Source organism: Nitrospirillum amazonense (genome assembly GCF_007828035.1).
In the GTDB taxonomy this organism is placed as follows: domain Bacteria; phylum Pseudomonadota; class Alphaproteobacteria; order Azospirillales; family Azospirillaceae; genus Nitrospirillum; species Nitrospirillum amazonense.
Genome location: NZ_VITV01000001.1, coordinates 531,884 through 547,065, shown reverse-complemented (window position 1 = coordinate 547,065; position 15,182 = coordinate 531,884). Strand labels below are relative to the sequence as shown.

Here is a 15,182-nt window from a genome sequence, read left to right as displayed (position 1 = left end):
TGTCGTCCCATTTCCACACACGCCGATCTCCAGGGCGCCCCGGTCCAGGGCGCCCCGGTCCAAGGCGCCCCGGTCCAAGGCGCATGGTGTGGGAGGGCGCCCCATCTTCGTCAATGACTTTGTACTTAAGCACTTTGCGCCGGCTGGCACGATGATGGGTTGGCGTCATCAGGCGCGTACCAAGAGACCGCGCGACCAGGGTGCGCGATTGCGACCTTAATGCCGGGTGCCGGGCGGGGGCTTGCCCCCACGCCGGGCAGGGCGTAGGAAGGATCAGGTCGGGCGAAGTTGGTGCGCCTGGATCCTGGGTGAGGAGGCCCGGTTGTCTGCGCCGTTGTGGCTGCGCGGGTTTCGTATCGAGGGCCTGTATGCGTATCGTCCAGATTATATTGTCCAAAGGGTTCCGTGGGGCGGAACGCCACGTCACGGAATTGGCGACGGCCCAGGCGCGCCACCACGACGTGCTGCTGATCGTCCGGGCTGATTGCGCCGACGCGGGCGGTCGTTCCATCCGCGACCAGCTACCGCCCTCGGGCGCGCTGCCGGGACTGCGGGTGGTGACGGTGGGACCCGGCCTCATGGCCCCGGGGATATGGAGCCATATCCGCCGCTTCCGGCCGGATGTCATCCATTGCCATGGCGGCCGCGCGGGCCAGACCGTGGGCCGGCTGCGGCCGCTGTTGCCGGGCCGCCCATCCCTGCTGGCCACCATGCACCCCGATTACCGCCGCCGGTGGTACCAGAACCACGACGCCGTGGTCGCCACCACCGATTGGCAGGCACAGGAGGCCAAGCTGGGCGGGTTCGAGGGGCGCATCGCCCGCGTGAACCTGTGGCGGCAGGCCCATCCCGTCCCGCATGCCGGCCGCATCGCCGCACTGCGTGCGGAAATGGGTGCGGAACTGCCGGGCGACGTGCTGACCTTGGGCGTGGGGCCGCTGATCCGGGAAAAGGGCTTCGACCTGTTGGTCAGCGCGGTGCGCGGCTTGGACCACCCGCACCTCAAGCTGGCCATCGTTGGCGATGGTCCCGAGATGGGGGCATTGCGCCAACAGGCGGCAGACTGCCCGGCCATCCGCTTCCTGGGCTTTCGGGGCGATGTAAAAGATTTCTACCACGCCGCCGACCTGTTCTGTTCCCCCTCCCGGTTCGAACCGTTCGGTCTGGTGTTCCTGGAGGCACTGGACGCCGGCGTACCCGTCGTGGCCTCCGCCTCGGAAGGGGCCCGCACCATCCTGCAGCCCCCGTCACAGGACGGCAGGGACGCGTTCAGCGCGGCCGACGGCGCGCGAACGGGCAGCGGCTTGGCGCTGGCCCCGCTGGCGGCCCTGGGCGATGCCGATGACTTGGCGGAGCAGTTGGGCGTGGCGCTGGAGGCGATGGCACAGGCCCGTGCGGCTGGACTCCGCCTGCGTCACCGGCCGGAGCTGCCCGCCTACAACCAGGCCACCAGCCTGGAGGCGCTGGAACGGCTCTACGCCGAACTGATCGCTTCTGCCGAGGCGGCCGCCGCCGCCGCGCTCAAGGCCGGGGCGCCGGCACCGGGCCACTGACCGTCAGCGGCACGCCGCCGCAGCTCAGGGCCACGTCGGGCTTTTCCACGTCCTCGATCCGCAGGACCGCGAGGCCCAGGGGCCCCAGGCTGCTGCGCATTTCGCCCACCTCGCGCTCCCCCCACAGCACCGGCGTGCCGGCGGCGGGCAGGGCGTTTCCGTCGGTTGCCGTCACCCGCATCAGGCGCTTGCGGATCAGGGCGCGATAGTGGGTGCGGGCCGTCAGTTCCTGACCCATGTAGCAGCCCTTGTCGAAGGCCACAGCGGATAGGCTGTCCATGCCGTTCTCGAGCGGAATGGACTTTTCCGGCACCAGATCGCGGCTGCCATCCGGCACGCCCAGGTCCAGCCGGCGCCGGGCGTAGGCGTCGGCTGCGTCGGGCAGGCTCTCCGCCAGCGGGCGGGGCAGCAGCAGGCGCAAGCCCAGACCGGCATGGCGCGGATCGACATAGGCGATGGCCGGGCCGTCCGGCGTTTCCATGATCCCCGCGGCACCAGGCGCGGCGTCCGGCGCCGCCCCGTCCAGGGCTACGCCCACCGCCCATCGGGCGCTGGCGTCGGCCAAGGCCACCTTGGACCGCAGCTTGTACATCGACAGGCGGCGCAGCAGGTCGGGCGCCCGCGCCGCCTCCGTCTCGATCAGCAGGGTTTCGTTGCCGTCGGCATCCACCTGGGCGGTCACGAACAGCTCGTGCAGGAACTTGCCTTGGGCGGTCAGGAACAAGGCGTAGATGGCGTGGGAGGTGCTGACGCGGCGAACGTCGTTGGTGATCAGCCCCTGCAGGAAGGTGCGGGCGTCGGGCCCGGTCAGCGCCAGCACGCCCCGGTCGGCAAGCCGGCCGGCCACGCCGTGGGTGATCAGGGGCCAGGAAAATGCGACGCCTTCAGTCATGATGCCGGACCTGAACAGTTTTCCCAATGGGGTGCTTCAACAGGTAAGGGGTGGCGCGTTACGCCGCAAGGGTTCCCATCCGTATGCAAGGGTCGACCGCCATCGCCGCATTGGCAAGCGTCTGACGGCGCTTGTATAAGGGGCCGGTCGCCGGGGTCATGCCGTGGGTTTGGGGGCCAGTCTGTTGCGGGTTTTGTTCATCACCTCCACCCGTCTGGGCGACGCGGTGCTGACAACCGGCTTGCTGGGGCATCTGGTGCACCAGATGCCGGATGCGCGCTTCACCATCGCCTGCGGTCCCATCGCCGCCCCCCTGTTCCGCGCCGTGCCCCGCCTGGACGAGATCATCGCCATGCCCAAGCGGCGGCTGGCCGGCCACTGGCTGGACCTGTGGCGGCAGGTGGCGGGCCGGCGCTGGGATTTGGTGGTGGATCTGCGCAACAGCGCCGTGTCGCGCCTGGTCCTGGCCGGTCGCCGCGCCACGTTCCGGGGCGGTGACGATCGCCAGCCCAAGGTCGTGTCTCTGGGCCAGGTGCTGGGGCTGGAGCCGCCGCCCAACCCCCGCCTGTTCCTGAATGACGCCATCCGCGACGAGGCGCGCGTCCTTCTGGGGCCCGACACCGGGGGCCCGATCCTGGCGCTGGGCCCCGCCGCCAACTGGACGGGTAAGGAATGGCCGGCGGATCGCTTCGCCGCGCTGGCCCTACGGATGGTGGCCGGCCCGCTCGCGGCCGGTCCCAGCCCCGCCCGGGTCATGGTCCTGGCGGCGGAAGCGGAACGGCCGCGCTGCGCACCGGTGCTGGACGCCCTGGGGGCCGCGCTGGGTGCCGGCCGGGTCATCGACCTGGTGGGCCGCACCGATCCGCTGCTGGCGGGCGCCTGCCTGGAACGGGCGCGGCTGTTCGTCGGCAACGACAGCGGCCTGATGCATGTGGCCGCCGCGGCCGGTACGCCCACGCTGGGTCTGTTCGGGCCCACCCCGTCGCACCTCTATGCGCCGTGGGGTTCCCAAGCCCGGGCCGTGGTGGCGCCGGTGGCCGAGCCGGGCGCGTCGCCCGAGGCCCGCATGGCGGCACTTTCCCTCAGTCACGTGGCGGACGCCGCGGCTGAATTGCTGGCCCAGGTGACGGCCTATCCCCATGCCCATCCTGTGACCTGATAAAAAAGCGCTAGGACCATGGCCGTTCCCGAGTAAAAGGTGGGGCCTTGGTGGCCAGGCTGGGGGGCCTTGGGCCACCGGAGAGATACGCTGGAGCAAGATGTCGTCGACCCAGACCACGCGCGAACTGCGGGCCAGTGCACCGGTCATGTCCCCCTTGCCTGCCGCCCCGCCGGCGGCCGAGCCCACCGCCATATCCCGGAAGGCGGCGCCCTTCAGCCTGGCATGGACGGGCCTGACGCTATTCCTGCTGACCGTGCTGGGCTTCGTCTGCGCCCTGCTGCCCTTGGGCACGGCACCCGCCCTGATCAGCCTGTCCTTCCTGGGCGGCATCCTCTACGCGCTCACCGCCCGCCGGCTGCCCACGCTGCTCACCGCCCGCGCGACCTGGCGCGCCACGCCCCTGCTGCCCCTGGCGCTGTGCCTGCTGCTGGGGGCGGTATCCGTGCTGTGGACGCCCGTGCGCAAGGACGGCGTGGGGCAGCTGCTGACATTCCTCTACACTGTCGTGCCCTTCCTGTTCTGGATCGGCACCCTGCGCGAGGTGGATGAGCAGCGACGCTGGCTGCTGATCCGCTGGGCCGTCATCGGCATGCTGGTGGGCCTGGCCATCTTCGCCGTCGAGGTGGTGGGCGACCAACCCATCTACCGCCTGGAAAAGGCGCTTGAGGGCACGAAAGTAGACCATGACCGGGCGCTGAACCGGCCCGCCGTGCTGTTCGCCACGCTGGCCTGGCCCCTGGGTCTGGGCCTGGCTCGCCTGGCCTGGGTCACAGGCCGGGGGGCCGTCGCCCGCCTGCCGGCGCTGACGGTGATGAGGCTGCCCCCGGCTGGGCGGGCCATGCCTTGGGCCTGGGTGATGCCAGCGGCCTTTTTCCTGGCGGCGCTGGGCGGCACCAGCGCCTCGGCCAAGGTGGGCCTGGGCGCGGGCCTGGTGTTCTACGGCCTGGCGCGGCTTTCCGCGCGCACGGCCCGGGTGCTGCTGATCGTGGCGCTGGTGGCCGGTCCCACCCTCTCCATCCCCATCTCGCTGGCCCTGCACCGCGCCGGCTTGACGGAAGAGGCGCGCATGCCGTGGAGCTTCCGCCACCGGGTGGAAATCTGGGACGTGGCCGCCCGCCGCATCCTGGAAAAACCTCTGCTCGGCTGGGGACTGGACAGTTCCCGCAACATCCCGGATGAGGGCGAGGTTTCCAAGTTCCACCCTGAATCCCCCATCATCCCCCTGCATCCGCACAATATTTTCCTGCAGGTGCTGCTGGAGCTGGGGGTGGTGGGCAGCCTGCTCTACACATGGCTGGGCGTGGGGCTGGCCTGGGGCACGCGGCGCCTGCCGGCTTATGCCCAGGCCACGGCGCTGGCCGCCATCGCCGCCACCATCGCGGTGGGCTGCTTCTCCTACGGCGTGTGGCAGACCTGGTGGCTGTGCGGCATCATGCTGGCGGCGGGTCTGCTGGAACTGAACCTGCCGGCGGGATGGTGGACGCGGGCCGGCAAGGCCTGACGCCGGGGGCGGCGTTGGGGCAGGCCAGCATTGCTGACGGCTTGCCCCCGGCGGGCTGGCGGGGGTAAATGGCAACCCCATATTCATTGCCCAATAGCCCTTCCTTTGAGGACCCGCCCATGCCGCCCGTGAAAAAGAACCCGCTGAACCTGAATGCCCTGCAGCTGAAGACTCTGACCCTGCTTCAGGTCCTGGCCGGGCTTGAGGGCGTGGGCCAGCCGGTGGTCGAGGGCGGCGTGATGGTCGACCGCTTCCCCCACGCGCACGGTAACCACTTCCACCTGGGGCCTTACACCGTGATGTCGGCCGATGCCACCGGCCTGTCCAACGAGGCCGCCTGGGTGGCGCTGGAGCGCAAGGGCCTGATCAAGTCGCAGTTCCCCAACGCCGCCATCGTGACCGAGGCGGGCTTGGCCTACGACACGGGCATCCGTGGCCAGATCCTGCACGGTTCCGACCACTAAGGCCGCTTTGAAGCAAAACGGGGCGCGCCGGTCCGGCCGGCGCGCCCCTTCTTCATTTATACAATCGCCTGCAGGCCCAGCAGGCGCTTCCTGGCGGCCGCGTATTCGTCTTTAAGCTTCGCGATCAGGTCGGCGGTGGGCAGGACGTCGCCGATGGCGCCCACGCCCTGGCCGGCGCCCCAAATGTCCTTCCACGCCTTGGCGCCCGAGGCGGCCGCGCCGAAGTTCATCTTGCTACGGTCCACTTGGGGCAGGTTGTCGGGATCCATGCCGGCGGCGACGATGCTGGACTTCAGGTAGTTGCCGGCGACGCCGGTGAAGAAGGGCGTGTAGACGATGTCGGACGCGCTGGCCTCCACGATGGCCTGCTTGTAGCCGGCGGCGGCGTTGGCCTCGGTCGTGGCGATGAAGCGGGTGCCCATGTAGGCCAGGTCCGCCCCCATCGCCTGGGCCGCCAGGATGGCGTCGCCGGTGGCGATGGCGCCGGACAGGATGATGGGGCCGTCGTAGAAGCGCCGCACCTCCCCCACCAGGGCGAAGGGGCTCAGCGCCCCGGCATGGCCGCCGGCGCCGGCGGCCACCAGGATCAGCCCGTCCACCCCGGCCTCCAGCGCCTTTTCCGCGTGGCGCAGGCTGATGACGTCGTGGAACACCAGGCCGCCGTAGCTGTGAACGTGGGGCACGATGTCACCGGGCGCCCGCAGCGAGGTGATGATGATTGGCACCTTGTGGCGCACGCACACCTCCATGTCGTGCTCCAGCCGGTCGTTGGACTGGTGGATGATCTGGTTCACGGCATAGGGCGCGATCTTGGCGTCGGGATTGGCGGCGCGGGCGTCGGCCAGGGTGGTGTCGATGCGCGTCAGCCACTCATCCAGCGCTTCCTTCGGCCGGGCGTTCAGCGCGGGGAAGGACCCGACGATGCCGCCCAGGCACTGGGCGATGACCAGATCCGGGTTGGACACGATGAACATGGGCGAGGCGATGACCGGCAGCGCCAGGTTCTGGGCAAGGACGGGCGGCAGGCTCATGGAACGGCGTCTCCCCTGTATTTCTTGAACAGCCGCATTTCTTGAACAGCCGCGGCCGGCCGATCCGGCCTCAATGCCACGGTGCTCAGGAGGCGTCAATGCAGGGGAGGGTGGCGCTTTTCCTGGGAGAACGGTAAAGCCCAGGCGCAGCCCACTGCCGCGCGCCAAGAAATTTTTCACGGCATGGGGCGCAAGAAAATGGGTGGGGACCGGGGCGGCCGGTCCCCACCCAAGGAGCCTCAGGCGGGAGGGGAACCACGTGTCTGAGGGCCGGGAGAACTTTAGGGATAGTTGCGCGGCACCGGCGCCGGGGGCGGCGCCATGGTGGTGGAATTGGGCGGGGCGACGCTGCCGATCAGGTTGTTGTCGGCGTCGTAAACGGCACCGCCACCGGCCGGATAGAACACCACCTGGCCGGCGGTGCGGCCGCGCTCGTCCACCATGCGGTAGCTGTGGCTGAGGTCCACCCGCTCGGGGCGGGACGACCCGCAGGCCGCGACGGCGGTCAGGGCGGCGGCGGCCAGCAGGCCGCGCCACAGGAAACGGTGACGACTATTCTTCAAGATTTCCTCCGGTCAGCAAGGGTTTCAACGACGCCCCCAAGTCTTTTTCACGGATCAGGAAATGGGACTGCAAATCACCAATCACAGGTGGAACGCTAGCATGGGCACCGCCACCTGTCATGAAGCAGTCCGACGTAGGCGGAAAGGCGGGTGAATTCTGGGGCTCTGCTTGCCCATGACAAAAAGGGGTGCCCTAGTACTAAGGCACCCCCATCCGGTCTACGCGGGTTGGTTTAGGAAACTGTGGGCACCGGGTTGGGTGGCCCAGGTTTACGCCTTGGGCGACAGCAGATCCTCCAGCCCGATGCGGCGGAACATTTCGGCCCGCACCCGGTCGGCGACGCCGTTCACCACCTCCGCCCCGTCCTGCGACGGGTCGATGTGGGTGCGGAAGGGGCGCTTGCCATGGGGCAGATCCACCACCCGCACGATGGCCTCGGCCACGCTGGCGGCGTCGGCGTCCGGCGGCTCCAGCGCCGCCAGGCCTTTCAGCGCGCGATCCGGCACATCGGCGTAGGGTCCCTGGTTGTATTCGGCGGCGCGGTCCGTGTCGGCCGGCGATCCCGAATGGGCGAAGTGGTTGGTGCCCTTGGTGAAAGCGCCCGGGACGATGATGGCCGTCTCGATGCCCCAGCGGGTCAGTTCCGAGGCGTAGCTGACGGCCAGGCTGTCCATGGCGGCCTTGGCGGCGAAATAGGGCGCCAGATAGGGCGGGGTGCCGCCCCGGGTGCTGCTGCTGGACACCCACACCACCAGGCCCTTGCCCTGGCGCCGCAGGTGCGGCAACGCCGCGCGGTTCAGCCGCTGGGTGCTCAGCACGTTGATGTCGAACAGCTGCGCGTACTGCTCCGGGGTGAAGGCCTCGGCCGGGCCGAAGGACATGTGGCCGGCGTTGTGCACGATGACGTCAAGGCGGCCGGCCTCCTTGATGATCTGGGCGACGGCGGCCTCGACCGAGGCGTCGGACTGCACGTCCATTTCCGCCGTGCGCAGATCCACGCCATGCTCGGCGGCGTAGGCCTTGGCCTTTTCCACCTGCGGGGCGTTGCGGCCCCGGGTGTCGCGCATGGTGGCGTAGACGGTATGGCCGGCCTGGGCCAGGGCGCGGGCGGCCAGGGCGCCGAACCCGCTGGAGGCGCCGGTGATGACGATGACTTGGCTCATGATCGCATGCTCCTCATTCCCTCAGGTGCCGGTTCAGATGATGCCGCCATTGGCGCGCAGCACCTGGCCATTGATCCAGGCGCCATCCGGGCCGGCCAGGAAGGCAACCGCGGCGGCGATATCCTCGGGCTGGCCCAGGCGCTCCAGCGGGGCCTGCTTGGCCAGCCGGTCCACCACCTCCTGCGGCTTGCCGTTCAGGAACAGGTCGGTGGCGGTCGGGCCGGGGGCGATGGCGTTCACGGTGATGGACCGGCCGCGCATTTCCCGCGCCATGACCACGGTCAGGGCCTCCACCGCCGCCTTGGTGGCCGCGTACACGCCGTACGTGGGCGGGTACAGTCCGACGATGCTGGAGGAGAGGTTGATGACCCGGCCACCTTCGCGCAGACGCTGCGCCGCCTCGCGCAGGGTGTTGAAGGTGCCCCTCAGGTTGACGTCCATCAGCTTGTCGAAGGCGTCGTCGCCCACGTCGGCGATGGCGCCCAACGGCATGATGCCGGCGTTGTTGACCAGGATGTCGACGCCACCGAACGCGGCCTCCACCCGATCGAACATGGTCTTCACCGCGGCGGCGTCGGCCACGTCGGCCTGCACGGTCAGGGCGCGGCCGCCGGCGGCCTCGATCTTGGCGGCCACGGCCTCGGCGGCGGTGGCGCTGCCGGCGTAGTTGATGATGACGGTGTGGCCGTCGCGGCCCAGCCGTTCAGCGATGGCGGCGCCGATGCCGCGGGACGCACCGGTCACCAGCGCGACCTTGGGCGCGACCTTCTTGCCGTTCGTGTTCGTGGTCATGACGTGATCCTTTCCTTCGGTTCGGGCCCGCACCGTCGCGGGCCGCTGCAGTCGATGAAGAAAAGGTGCGCCCTAGCTGATCCTGGATAAATGGTCTATGTTTGCCATCATTATCCAAAAATGATCAACAATAGGCCGGTAGCCCATGGACCGCTTCGACGCCATGCGCGTCTTCACCCGCATCGTGGAACGGCGCAGCTTCACCGCGGCGGCGGAGGATCTGGGCATGCCCCGGGCGACGGTGACCCACACCCTGCAACAACTGGAGGGGCGGCTGGGCACGCGGCTGCTGAACCGCACCACGCGGCAAGTCAGTCCCACGCTGGATGGCGAAGCCTTCTACCAGCGTTGCCTGCGCCTGCTGGCGGATGTGGAGGAGGCGGAGGGCGCCTTCCGCGCCACCGATCCCAAGGGCCTGTTGCGCGTGGATGTGCATGGCAAGCTGGCGCGGCACTTCCTGTTCCCCGCCCTGCCGGATTTCCTGGCCCGCCATCCTGGCCTGGACCTGAACATCAGTGAGGGCGACCGCCTGGTGGACCTGGTGCGTGAGGGCGTGGACTGCGTGTTGCGCGCGGGCGAGCCGCGCGACAGTGCCCTGATTGCCCGCCGCGTCGGCCTGATGCCCCAGGCCACCGTGGCCAGCCCCCCGTATCTGGAGCGTCACGGCGTACCCGCCACGCCCGACGACCTGGCCAACGGGCACCAGGCGGTGAACTTCGTCTCGTCCGCCACCGGCCGGCCCTTCCCCTTCGAATTCATGGTGGGGGATGAGGTGCGCAGCCTGACCCTGCCGGGGCGGATCAGCGTCGCCAGCGCTGAAAGCTTCACGGAGGTTGCCCGCCTGGGTCTGGGTCTGATCCAGACGCCGCGCTATCACCTGGGCCCGGATCTGGCGTTGGGACGGCTGGTGGAGGTGCTGTCCCTCTACCCGCCGCCGCCCATTCCCGTCTCCGTCCTTTATCCCCACAACCGGCAGCTGTCGCCGCGCGTGCGGGTATTTGTCGACTGGGTGGCTGGGTTGTTCAAAGGCTAGGCCGCGTCCCGTGCAAATAGGCCCGCACCGTGCGGGCCAGGGCCTCGTCCTGGTTCAGCGGCGGCTGCCAGTCGAAGGCGGCACGGAAGGCCGCATCATCGATCTCCAGCGATCCCGTCAGGCGGTCGGCGATACTGGACAGGCGGGGAAGGCGGCCGGCCAGGCTCCAGAACACCGCCGGCAGGGGAACCAGCCACGGCCGCTTGCCGGCGGCGGCGGCCAAGGTGGCCACCAGACCGCTGGTGGACAGGGCGGGCTGATCGGCGACCAGGAAGGTACCGGTGATCCCGACCCGTTCCACCGCCCGGGTGATGGCATCGGCCAAAGTGTCGAGGCTGACCAGGCTGCGCCGGTTGGCGATGCCGCCCAGGGGCACCAGGGGCCAGCGCGTGGCTAGGCGCAGCAAGGCCGCCATGTTGGCCTTCACCCCCGGTCCATGAACCAGAGGCGGCCGCAGGATGACCAGCGAAAGGGGGCCGTCCGGCGGGCATAGCGTGGTCAGGGCCTCTTCCGCCGCACGCTTGGACTGCCCATAGGCGTCCTCCGGCAGGGCGGGATCCAGTTCCGTCAGGGGGCGGCCGGGGCTGTGGTCGCCCTGGGCCTTGACGCTGCTGACATAGACCAGGCGACGCAGCCCCGCCGCCTGCGCCGCCTGGGCCAGGCGCACGGTGGCGGTGACGTTCAGGGCCTGCAGCGCGGTCGGCGTGACGTTGCGCTGATGCGCCAAGCCCGCCAGGTGGACCAAGGCTTGCGCCCCCTCCAGCACCGGGGCCCAGTTCACCGGGCCGGCCAGGTCACCCACGGGTGCCGCGGTCACGCCCGTGGGCAGGCTCACGCCGGCGTTGCGCACCACGGCGATGACCTCATGCCCGCCGGCCAGCAACCGGGGCAGCAAGGCGCGGCCCACGAACCCGGTGGCCCCGGTCACCACGATCTTGGCCATGCCTGTTTCCTCGTGCCAGCCCTTGGGTTCCGCCTGAATGACACGGACGCGGGCGGCAGGGCAACGGGGGAAACCGCCAAGCTTTACTGATAGTTCCGGATCACGCGGTCCAGCGTGCCGTCGCGTCGCAAGCCCTCCAGCGCCGTGCGCAGACGGGTCACCAGGGCGGGGTCGGTGCCCAGGTTGCAGGCGATACCCACCGGGGCCACGCTGAAGGTCAGCACTGGCTCGATCGCCACCCCCGCCTGGCGGGCCAGCCAGCGGCCGCTGATGGCGCCGGCAGCGGCTAGGTCGGCGCGCCCGGCGGCCAACATGGGCATCTGGTTCGCCAGCGACACCTCGGTGATGTCCAGCCCCTGGTCGCGCAGGGTGGTGGCGAGCATGGTGCCCACTGGCACCAGGATGGACAGGGGCGTTCCCCGCGCCTGCGCCTCGGCGGCCAGGGTCTTCACCTCATCCAGGCTGGCCAGGGTGTGGGTGCCGTCGGGATGTGCGCGATCGTAGTGCAGCCAGTCCGCCCGGGCGAACAGGGCGGCGCCGCCTTGCGCGATGGGTGCCACCCACTGGAATTGGGTCTGCCGCTCTGGTGTCTGGTTCACCGCGAACAGGCAGGTTCCCGGCACCTCCTGCACCGTGTGATAGCCGCGGCGCCACGGCATGACCTGCACCTGATAGGCGATGCCCGCCGCCGTCATCAGCGACGGCAGCAAATCGCCCATGATGCCCGTCAACCGTCCGGTGGCGGGGTCGGTATAGTTCAGCGGCGGGTTTTCCTCGGTGATCAGCGTCAGGGATACCGCCGCCTCTCCCGCCAGGGCCGCTGGCACCGTCCCAAGCAAGGCGCCCAGGCACAGCGCCGCCAGCCGCACGGGGCGGGGTGCGTGGGGGCAACGGACTGCGGCGGGGGTACCGGACATCGCTTCCTGGCGGCGGCGCTGCGGGGAAGATCCGCCGGGAAGGGGCGAACAAAGAACCGGGCGGAGCAAGGTATTGTCCGCCCGGATTACCTACCAATTCCTTAACGATGGTGGCGGTGCGGTGACCGCCCGCGTCATTGCAGGTTGGCGGCGCTGGCGATCTTATGCCGCACCACACCGCTTGCCGCCGCCAGGGCCGCCGCGCGCTGCAACAGCCAGCCGCGCATTTCCGGCGGCTGGCGGTCCAGGATGGCCTCCACCGCCAGCGCGTCACCCGCCGTCATGTCGGTGGCGGCGTTCAGCAGCAGTTCCGCCAGCGCGCGGCAGTCCGCCGCCTGGCCCGCCGTGCCGGCCTGGAACAGATGGCGCATGCGGGCGGCCGCCCCATCGGGATCCTGGCTGTACAGGACGCGCGCCGGCTCGGTGATCTGAAGATCGGTATCGGGGATGTCGGGTGGCGTCATCTGGCCGTTCCTTCGGGGAAGAAGAGGTCGGTCGGGACGTTGCATACCCTAACATCGGCCCCCCGCCGGGGGGAGGCTGCCAAACGGAGAGGGCCGTTCGGGCTAGCCCCCCGCCGGGGCGCGCTACACCGCTGCGGGGTTTTCGATGGGCGTCTCCGCCGGTGCCGCCGCCGGCGGCGTGCGGACCGGCATGGCGATGGCGCGCAGCGACTTCGACGTCAGGCCTAGGGCGACGATGCCCCACAGCGCCAGGCCGCTGCCCAGGAACATGACCTGCGGCGGGACGTAGCGCATGAGCCAGCCGCACAGGGCTGACGACAGGGGCGCCAGGCTCATGACGATGAACATGAACAGGCTCATGCCCCGGCCCAGCATGGCGGGTGGTATGCGGCGCTGGATCCAGGTGAAGACGCCGATCTGGATGAAGCCCGCCAGGCAGCCGGCGATGGCCATCAGCAGGGCCGCCTGCCAGGTATGCTGGGCTAGGCCCATGGGCATGAACACCAGGGCCACCAGGCTGTCGATCAACAGGATGGTGGCGCCCAGCGTGCGCAGGCGGAAGTTGGGCCGGGCGCCCGATACCGTCATGCCCACCAGGGTGCCCACGCCGTGCAGCCCCATCATCAGCCCGAAGCCATCGGCGCCGTCCGCCAGCCGGTCGCGGGCGAAGACGGGCAGCACCGCCTGCAAGGGCCCGCCGATGAAGAAGGTGGTGGCCGAGAAATACAGGCACAGGGCCCTGAGCTCTGGATCCCGCCAGAAATGGAGGATGCCGTCGCCGATGGAGCGGAAGACGGCGCCCAGGCTTTCCCCCTTCCGCGCCGGGGTGTCACCCGGCAGGGTCAGCATGCGCACCTGGTACAGGGTGAGGGCGGAGATGACGAAGGTGGCGCAATCCACCAGGAAGGCGGCGCCCAGACCGGCCAGGTCGCTGGGCGCCCCCGACGCGGCGGCCTTGCCGCTGCCGCCCACCACGGCGATCAGGCCACCGGCCATGAGCGGGCCCAGCAGCAAGGTGGCCTGGCGCAGGCCCATCATCATGCCGTTGGCGGCCTGCAGTTGGTCGCCCGGGATTACCCGGGGCAGGATGGTGGTGCCGGCCGGGATGCTGAAGGCGCTGGCCAGGCCGATGCCGAAAGCCACCCCGCACAGCACGGGAATGGTCAGGGTGCCGGTCAGCACCCCGGCGCCCAATCCGCCGAGCAGCACGGCGTTCACGTACTTGGTCAGCAGCAGCACGCTGCGCGCGGGATAGCGGTCCACCAGCGCCCCACCCACCAGCAGGAACACGGCGCGCGGCAGGCTGATCAGGCCCAGCACCAGGCCCATAGCCAGGGTGTCGTTGGTCACGGCCAGCACCAGCCACGGCATGGCCAGCAGGCTGAACTGGTCGCCCAGCATGGAAATGACGCCGCCACCCAACAGCCACAGGAAATTGCGATTGTGCATGAGGGGATTGGGCGGACGCTTCGGCTTTGTCTTGGCGGACATGGGCTTGCCTCAGGACAACGGGGGTTTGGCGGGCTTGGCCGCCCGGGGACGTCTGGTTTTGGCCGGCAGCGGGGGCACCGGCAGCGGGGGTACTGGCGGGGGCGCCTGGGCATATCCCGGGGGTAAGGGCGGCTGACCCGCCGGAAACAGTGCCATCAGGCGCGCCCGGTCATAGTCGGGCGGACGGATGTCGCCTGCCTCGATGGTTTCCAGCAGCTTGGCCAGCCATGCGTTCTCCGTTTCCAGGTGAGCAAGGCCGTTTTCCAGGATGGCCCGCATGCCGGTGGATTGGACGGGCGCCAGATAGTCGGCCAAGGCCTTCAGGGGACGGTGATAGTCCCGCTGCACGGCCAGGCGTTGGCGCAGCGCGTCCGCCACCGCGTCGGGATCGGCGTGGTGCAGGAACATCAGCGCGGGATAGAGCGGGTGATAGCGGGGCGAGACGTCGGCCAGCCGTTCCGCCATCAGGGCGTGGAACCGGGCGCGGCCGGCGGGTGTCAGGCCATAGGTGGTGCGCTCGCCCCCGCGGGCCACCGCCTCCACCCCCTTGGCCTCGATCAGGCCGTCGCGCGCCAGGCTGCGCACGGCGTAGTACAGCGTGCCCACGTCCACGTCGATGTAATGGTCGACATGGGCCGCCGTCAGCCGGCGCTTGATTTCATAGGGGTGCAGGTCGCCGCCCTGCAGCACGCCCAGGATGAGGAGTTCCGCTTTCATAGTTTAAACAAACTAATATAGTTGGATTAAACTATCAATCGCCTTTTTACCCGGGTTTTATGGCCGTGACGGTTTTCCATTCGGGTCCCGCGCATGCCCCTTGCGGGCGGGCGCCGCCCGCGATTCAATGCGCCCCCATGAACCGCCTCACCCTCCGCATTGATTTCGGTGACCAGGGCGCCGTCGGCCCCGGCAAGATTCGTCTGCTGGAAGCCATCGCCGAGCACCACTCCATCTCCGCCGCCGGGCGGGCCATGGGCATGTCCTACCGCCGCGCCTGGCAACTGGTCGACGCCCTGAACCAGACCTTCGTCCAGCCTTCGGTCACCACCCAGGTAGGCGGCGGCGGGGGCGGCGGCGCTGCCCTGACGGAGTTCGGGCATGAGCTGGTGGCGGCTTATCGCGCCATGGAAAAGGCGGCAGCCGAGGCCACGGCCGACATCCGCGCCGGTTTGGCCGGCCGCCTGCGGCCACCCGGCGCCTAAGGTCGCAAGC

16 protein-coding genes are annotated in these 15,182 nt (G+C 69.7%); 6 read left to right on the top strand and 10 right to left on the bottom strand.

What is annotated here, in order from left to right; all coding sequences use genetic code 11:
* Nucleotides 1-368 precede the first annotated feature (368 nt).
* A complete protein-coding gene (locus FBZ87_RS02445; protein WP_145608778.1) occupies nucleotides 369-1,553 on the top strand; it encodes a glycosyltransferase in 1,185 nt (394 codons plus the stop codon).
* Here the strand turns inward: FBZ87_RS02445 and ygfZ are convergent.
* The gene (ygfZ, locus tag FBZ87_RS02440) at nucleotides 1,522-2,445 is read right to left on the bottom strand and encodes a CAF17-like 4Fe-4S cluster assembly/insertion protein YgfZ (protein ID WP_145608777.1); all 924 of its coding nucleotides are present in this window, start codon (nucleotides 2,443-2,445) and stop codon (nucleotides 1,522-1,524) included. The two genes, FBZ87_RS02445 and ygfZ, sit on opposite strands and share 32 nt — an antisense overlap.
* 184 nt (nucleotides 2,446-2,629) lie before the next feature.
* Between ygfZ and FBZ87_RS02435 the strand changes: the two genes are divergently transcribed.
* From FBZ87_RS02435 to FBZ87_RS02425, 3 genes are all read left to right on the top strand, one after another.
* A complete protein-coding gene (locus FBZ87_RS02435) occupies nucleotides 2,630-3,604 on the top strand; it encodes a glycosyltransferase family 9 protein (protein WP_145608776.1) in 975 nt (324 codons plus the stop codon).
* Nucleotides 3,605-3,704: 100 nt separating this feature from the next.
* Nucleotides 3,705-5,108 (top strand): O-antigen ligase family protein, encoded by a 1,404-nt coding sequence (locus FBZ87_RS02430; RefSeq protein WP_145608775.1) that lies wholly within the window; start codon nucleotides 3,705-3,707, stop codon nucleotides 5,106-5,108.
* A gap of 119 nt (nucleotides 5,109-5,227) precedes the next feature.
* A complete protein-coding gene (locus FBZ87_RS02425) occupies nucleotides 5,228-5,572 on the top strand; it encodes a hypothetical protein (RefSeq protein ID WP_004272344.1) in 345 nt (114 codons plus the stop codon).
* A gap of 56 nt (nucleotides 5,573-5,628) precedes the next feature.
* Here FBZ87_RS02425 and FBZ87_RS02420 read toward each other — a convergent pair whose 3' ends face one another.
* The 4 genes from FBZ87_RS02420 to FBZ87_RS02405 all read right to left on the bottom strand — a co-directional run bounded on the left by FBZ87_RS02420 (nucleotide 5,629) and on the right by FBZ87_RS02405 (nucleotide 9,122).
* Complete coding sequence (locus tag FBZ87_RS02420; RefSeq protein ID WP_145608774.1) at nucleotides 5,629-6,603, bottom strand: NAD(P)H-dependent flavin oxidoreductase; 975 nt, start codon at nucleotides 6,601-6,603, stop codon at nucleotides 5,629-5,631.
* 281 nt (nucleotides 6,604-6,884) lie between these two features.
* Nucleotides 6,885-7,166, bottom strand: a complete 282-nt coding sequence (locus FBZ87_RS02415; protein WP_145608773.1) for a hypothetical protein — start codon at nucleotides 7,164-7,166, stop codon at nucleotides 6,885-6,887.
* A gap of 270 nt (nucleotides 7,167-7,436) precedes the next feature.
* A complete protein-coding gene (locus FBZ87_RS02410) occupies nucleotides 7,437-8,330 on the bottom strand; it encodes an SDR family oxidoreductase (protein ID WP_211106818.1) in 894 nt (297 codons plus the stop codon).
* 33 nt (nucleotides 8,331-8,363) lie between these two features.
* Complete coding sequence (locus FBZ87_RS02405; protein ID WP_145608771.1) at nucleotides 8,364-9,122, bottom strand: SDR family oxidoreductase; 759 nt, start codon at nucleotides 9,120-9,122, stop codon at nucleotides 8,364-8,366.
* 145 nt (nucleotides 9,123-9,267) lie between these two features.
* Here FBZ87_RS02405 and FBZ87_RS02400 point away from each other — a divergent pair, with 145 nt between their 5' ends.
* Complete coding sequence (locus FBZ87_RS02400; RefSeq protein WP_145608770.1) at nucleotides 9,268-10,155, top strand: LysR family transcriptional regulator; 888 nt, start codon at nucleotides 9,268-9,270, stop codon at nucleotides 10,153-10,155.
* Here FBZ87_RS02400 and FBZ87_RS02395 read toward each other — a convergent pair.
* The 5 genes from FBZ87_RS02395 to FBZ87_RS02375 form a co-directional block, all read right to left on the bottom strand.
* The gene (locus FBZ87_RS02395) at nucleotides 10,145-11,098 is read right to left on the bottom strand and encodes an NAD-dependent epimerase/dehydratase family protein (protein ID WP_145608769.1); all 954 of its coding nucleotides are present in this window, start codon (nucleotides 11,096-11,098) and stop codon (nucleotides 10,145-10,147) included. The genes FBZ87_RS02400 and FBZ87_RS02395 overlap by 11 nt on opposite strands.
* A gap of 83 nt (nucleotides 11,099-11,181) precedes the next feature.
* The gene (locus tag FBZ87_RS02390; RefSeq protein ID WP_145608768.1) at nucleotides 11,182-12,015 is read right to left on the bottom strand and encodes a substrate-binding periplasmic protein; all 834 of its coding nucleotides are present in this window, start codon (nucleotides 12,013-12,015) and stop codon (nucleotides 11,182-11,184) included.
* 134 nt (nucleotides 12,016-12,149) lie between these two features.
* The gene (locus tag FBZ87_RS29045; protein ID WP_186454529.1) at nucleotides 12,150-12,479 is read right to left on the bottom strand and encodes a hypothetical protein; all 330 of its coding nucleotides are present in this window, start codon (nucleotides 12,477-12,479) and stop codon (nucleotides 12,150-12,152) included.
* 123 nt (nucleotides 12,480-12,602) lie between these two features.
* Nucleotides 12,603-13,970: an MFS transporter gene (locus FBZ87_RS02380; protein ID WP_145608766.1), complete on the bottom strand. Its 1,368-nt coding sequence runs from the start codon at nucleotides 13,968-13,970 to the stop codon at nucleotides 12,603-12,605.
* Between the two features lie 9 nt (nucleotides 13,971-13,979).
* Nucleotides 13,980-14,687 carry a PadR family transcriptional regulator gene (locus FBZ87_RS02375; protein WP_145608765.1) on the bottom strand — a complete coding sequence of 236 codons (708 nt, stop codon included), beginning with the start codon at nucleotides 14,685-14,687 and terminating at the stop codon, nucleotides 13,980-13,982.
* Between the two features lie 137 nt (nucleotides 14,688-14,824).
* Here FBZ87_RS02375 and FBZ87_RS02370 point away from each other — a divergent pair, with 137 nt between their 5' ends.
* A complete protein-coding gene (locus FBZ87_RS02370) occupies nucleotides 14,825-15,172 on the top strand; it encodes a winged helix-turn-helix domain-containing protein (RefSeq protein WP_145608764.1) in 348 nt (115 codons plus the stop codon).
* Nucleotides 15,173-15,182: the final 10 nt, after the last annotated feature.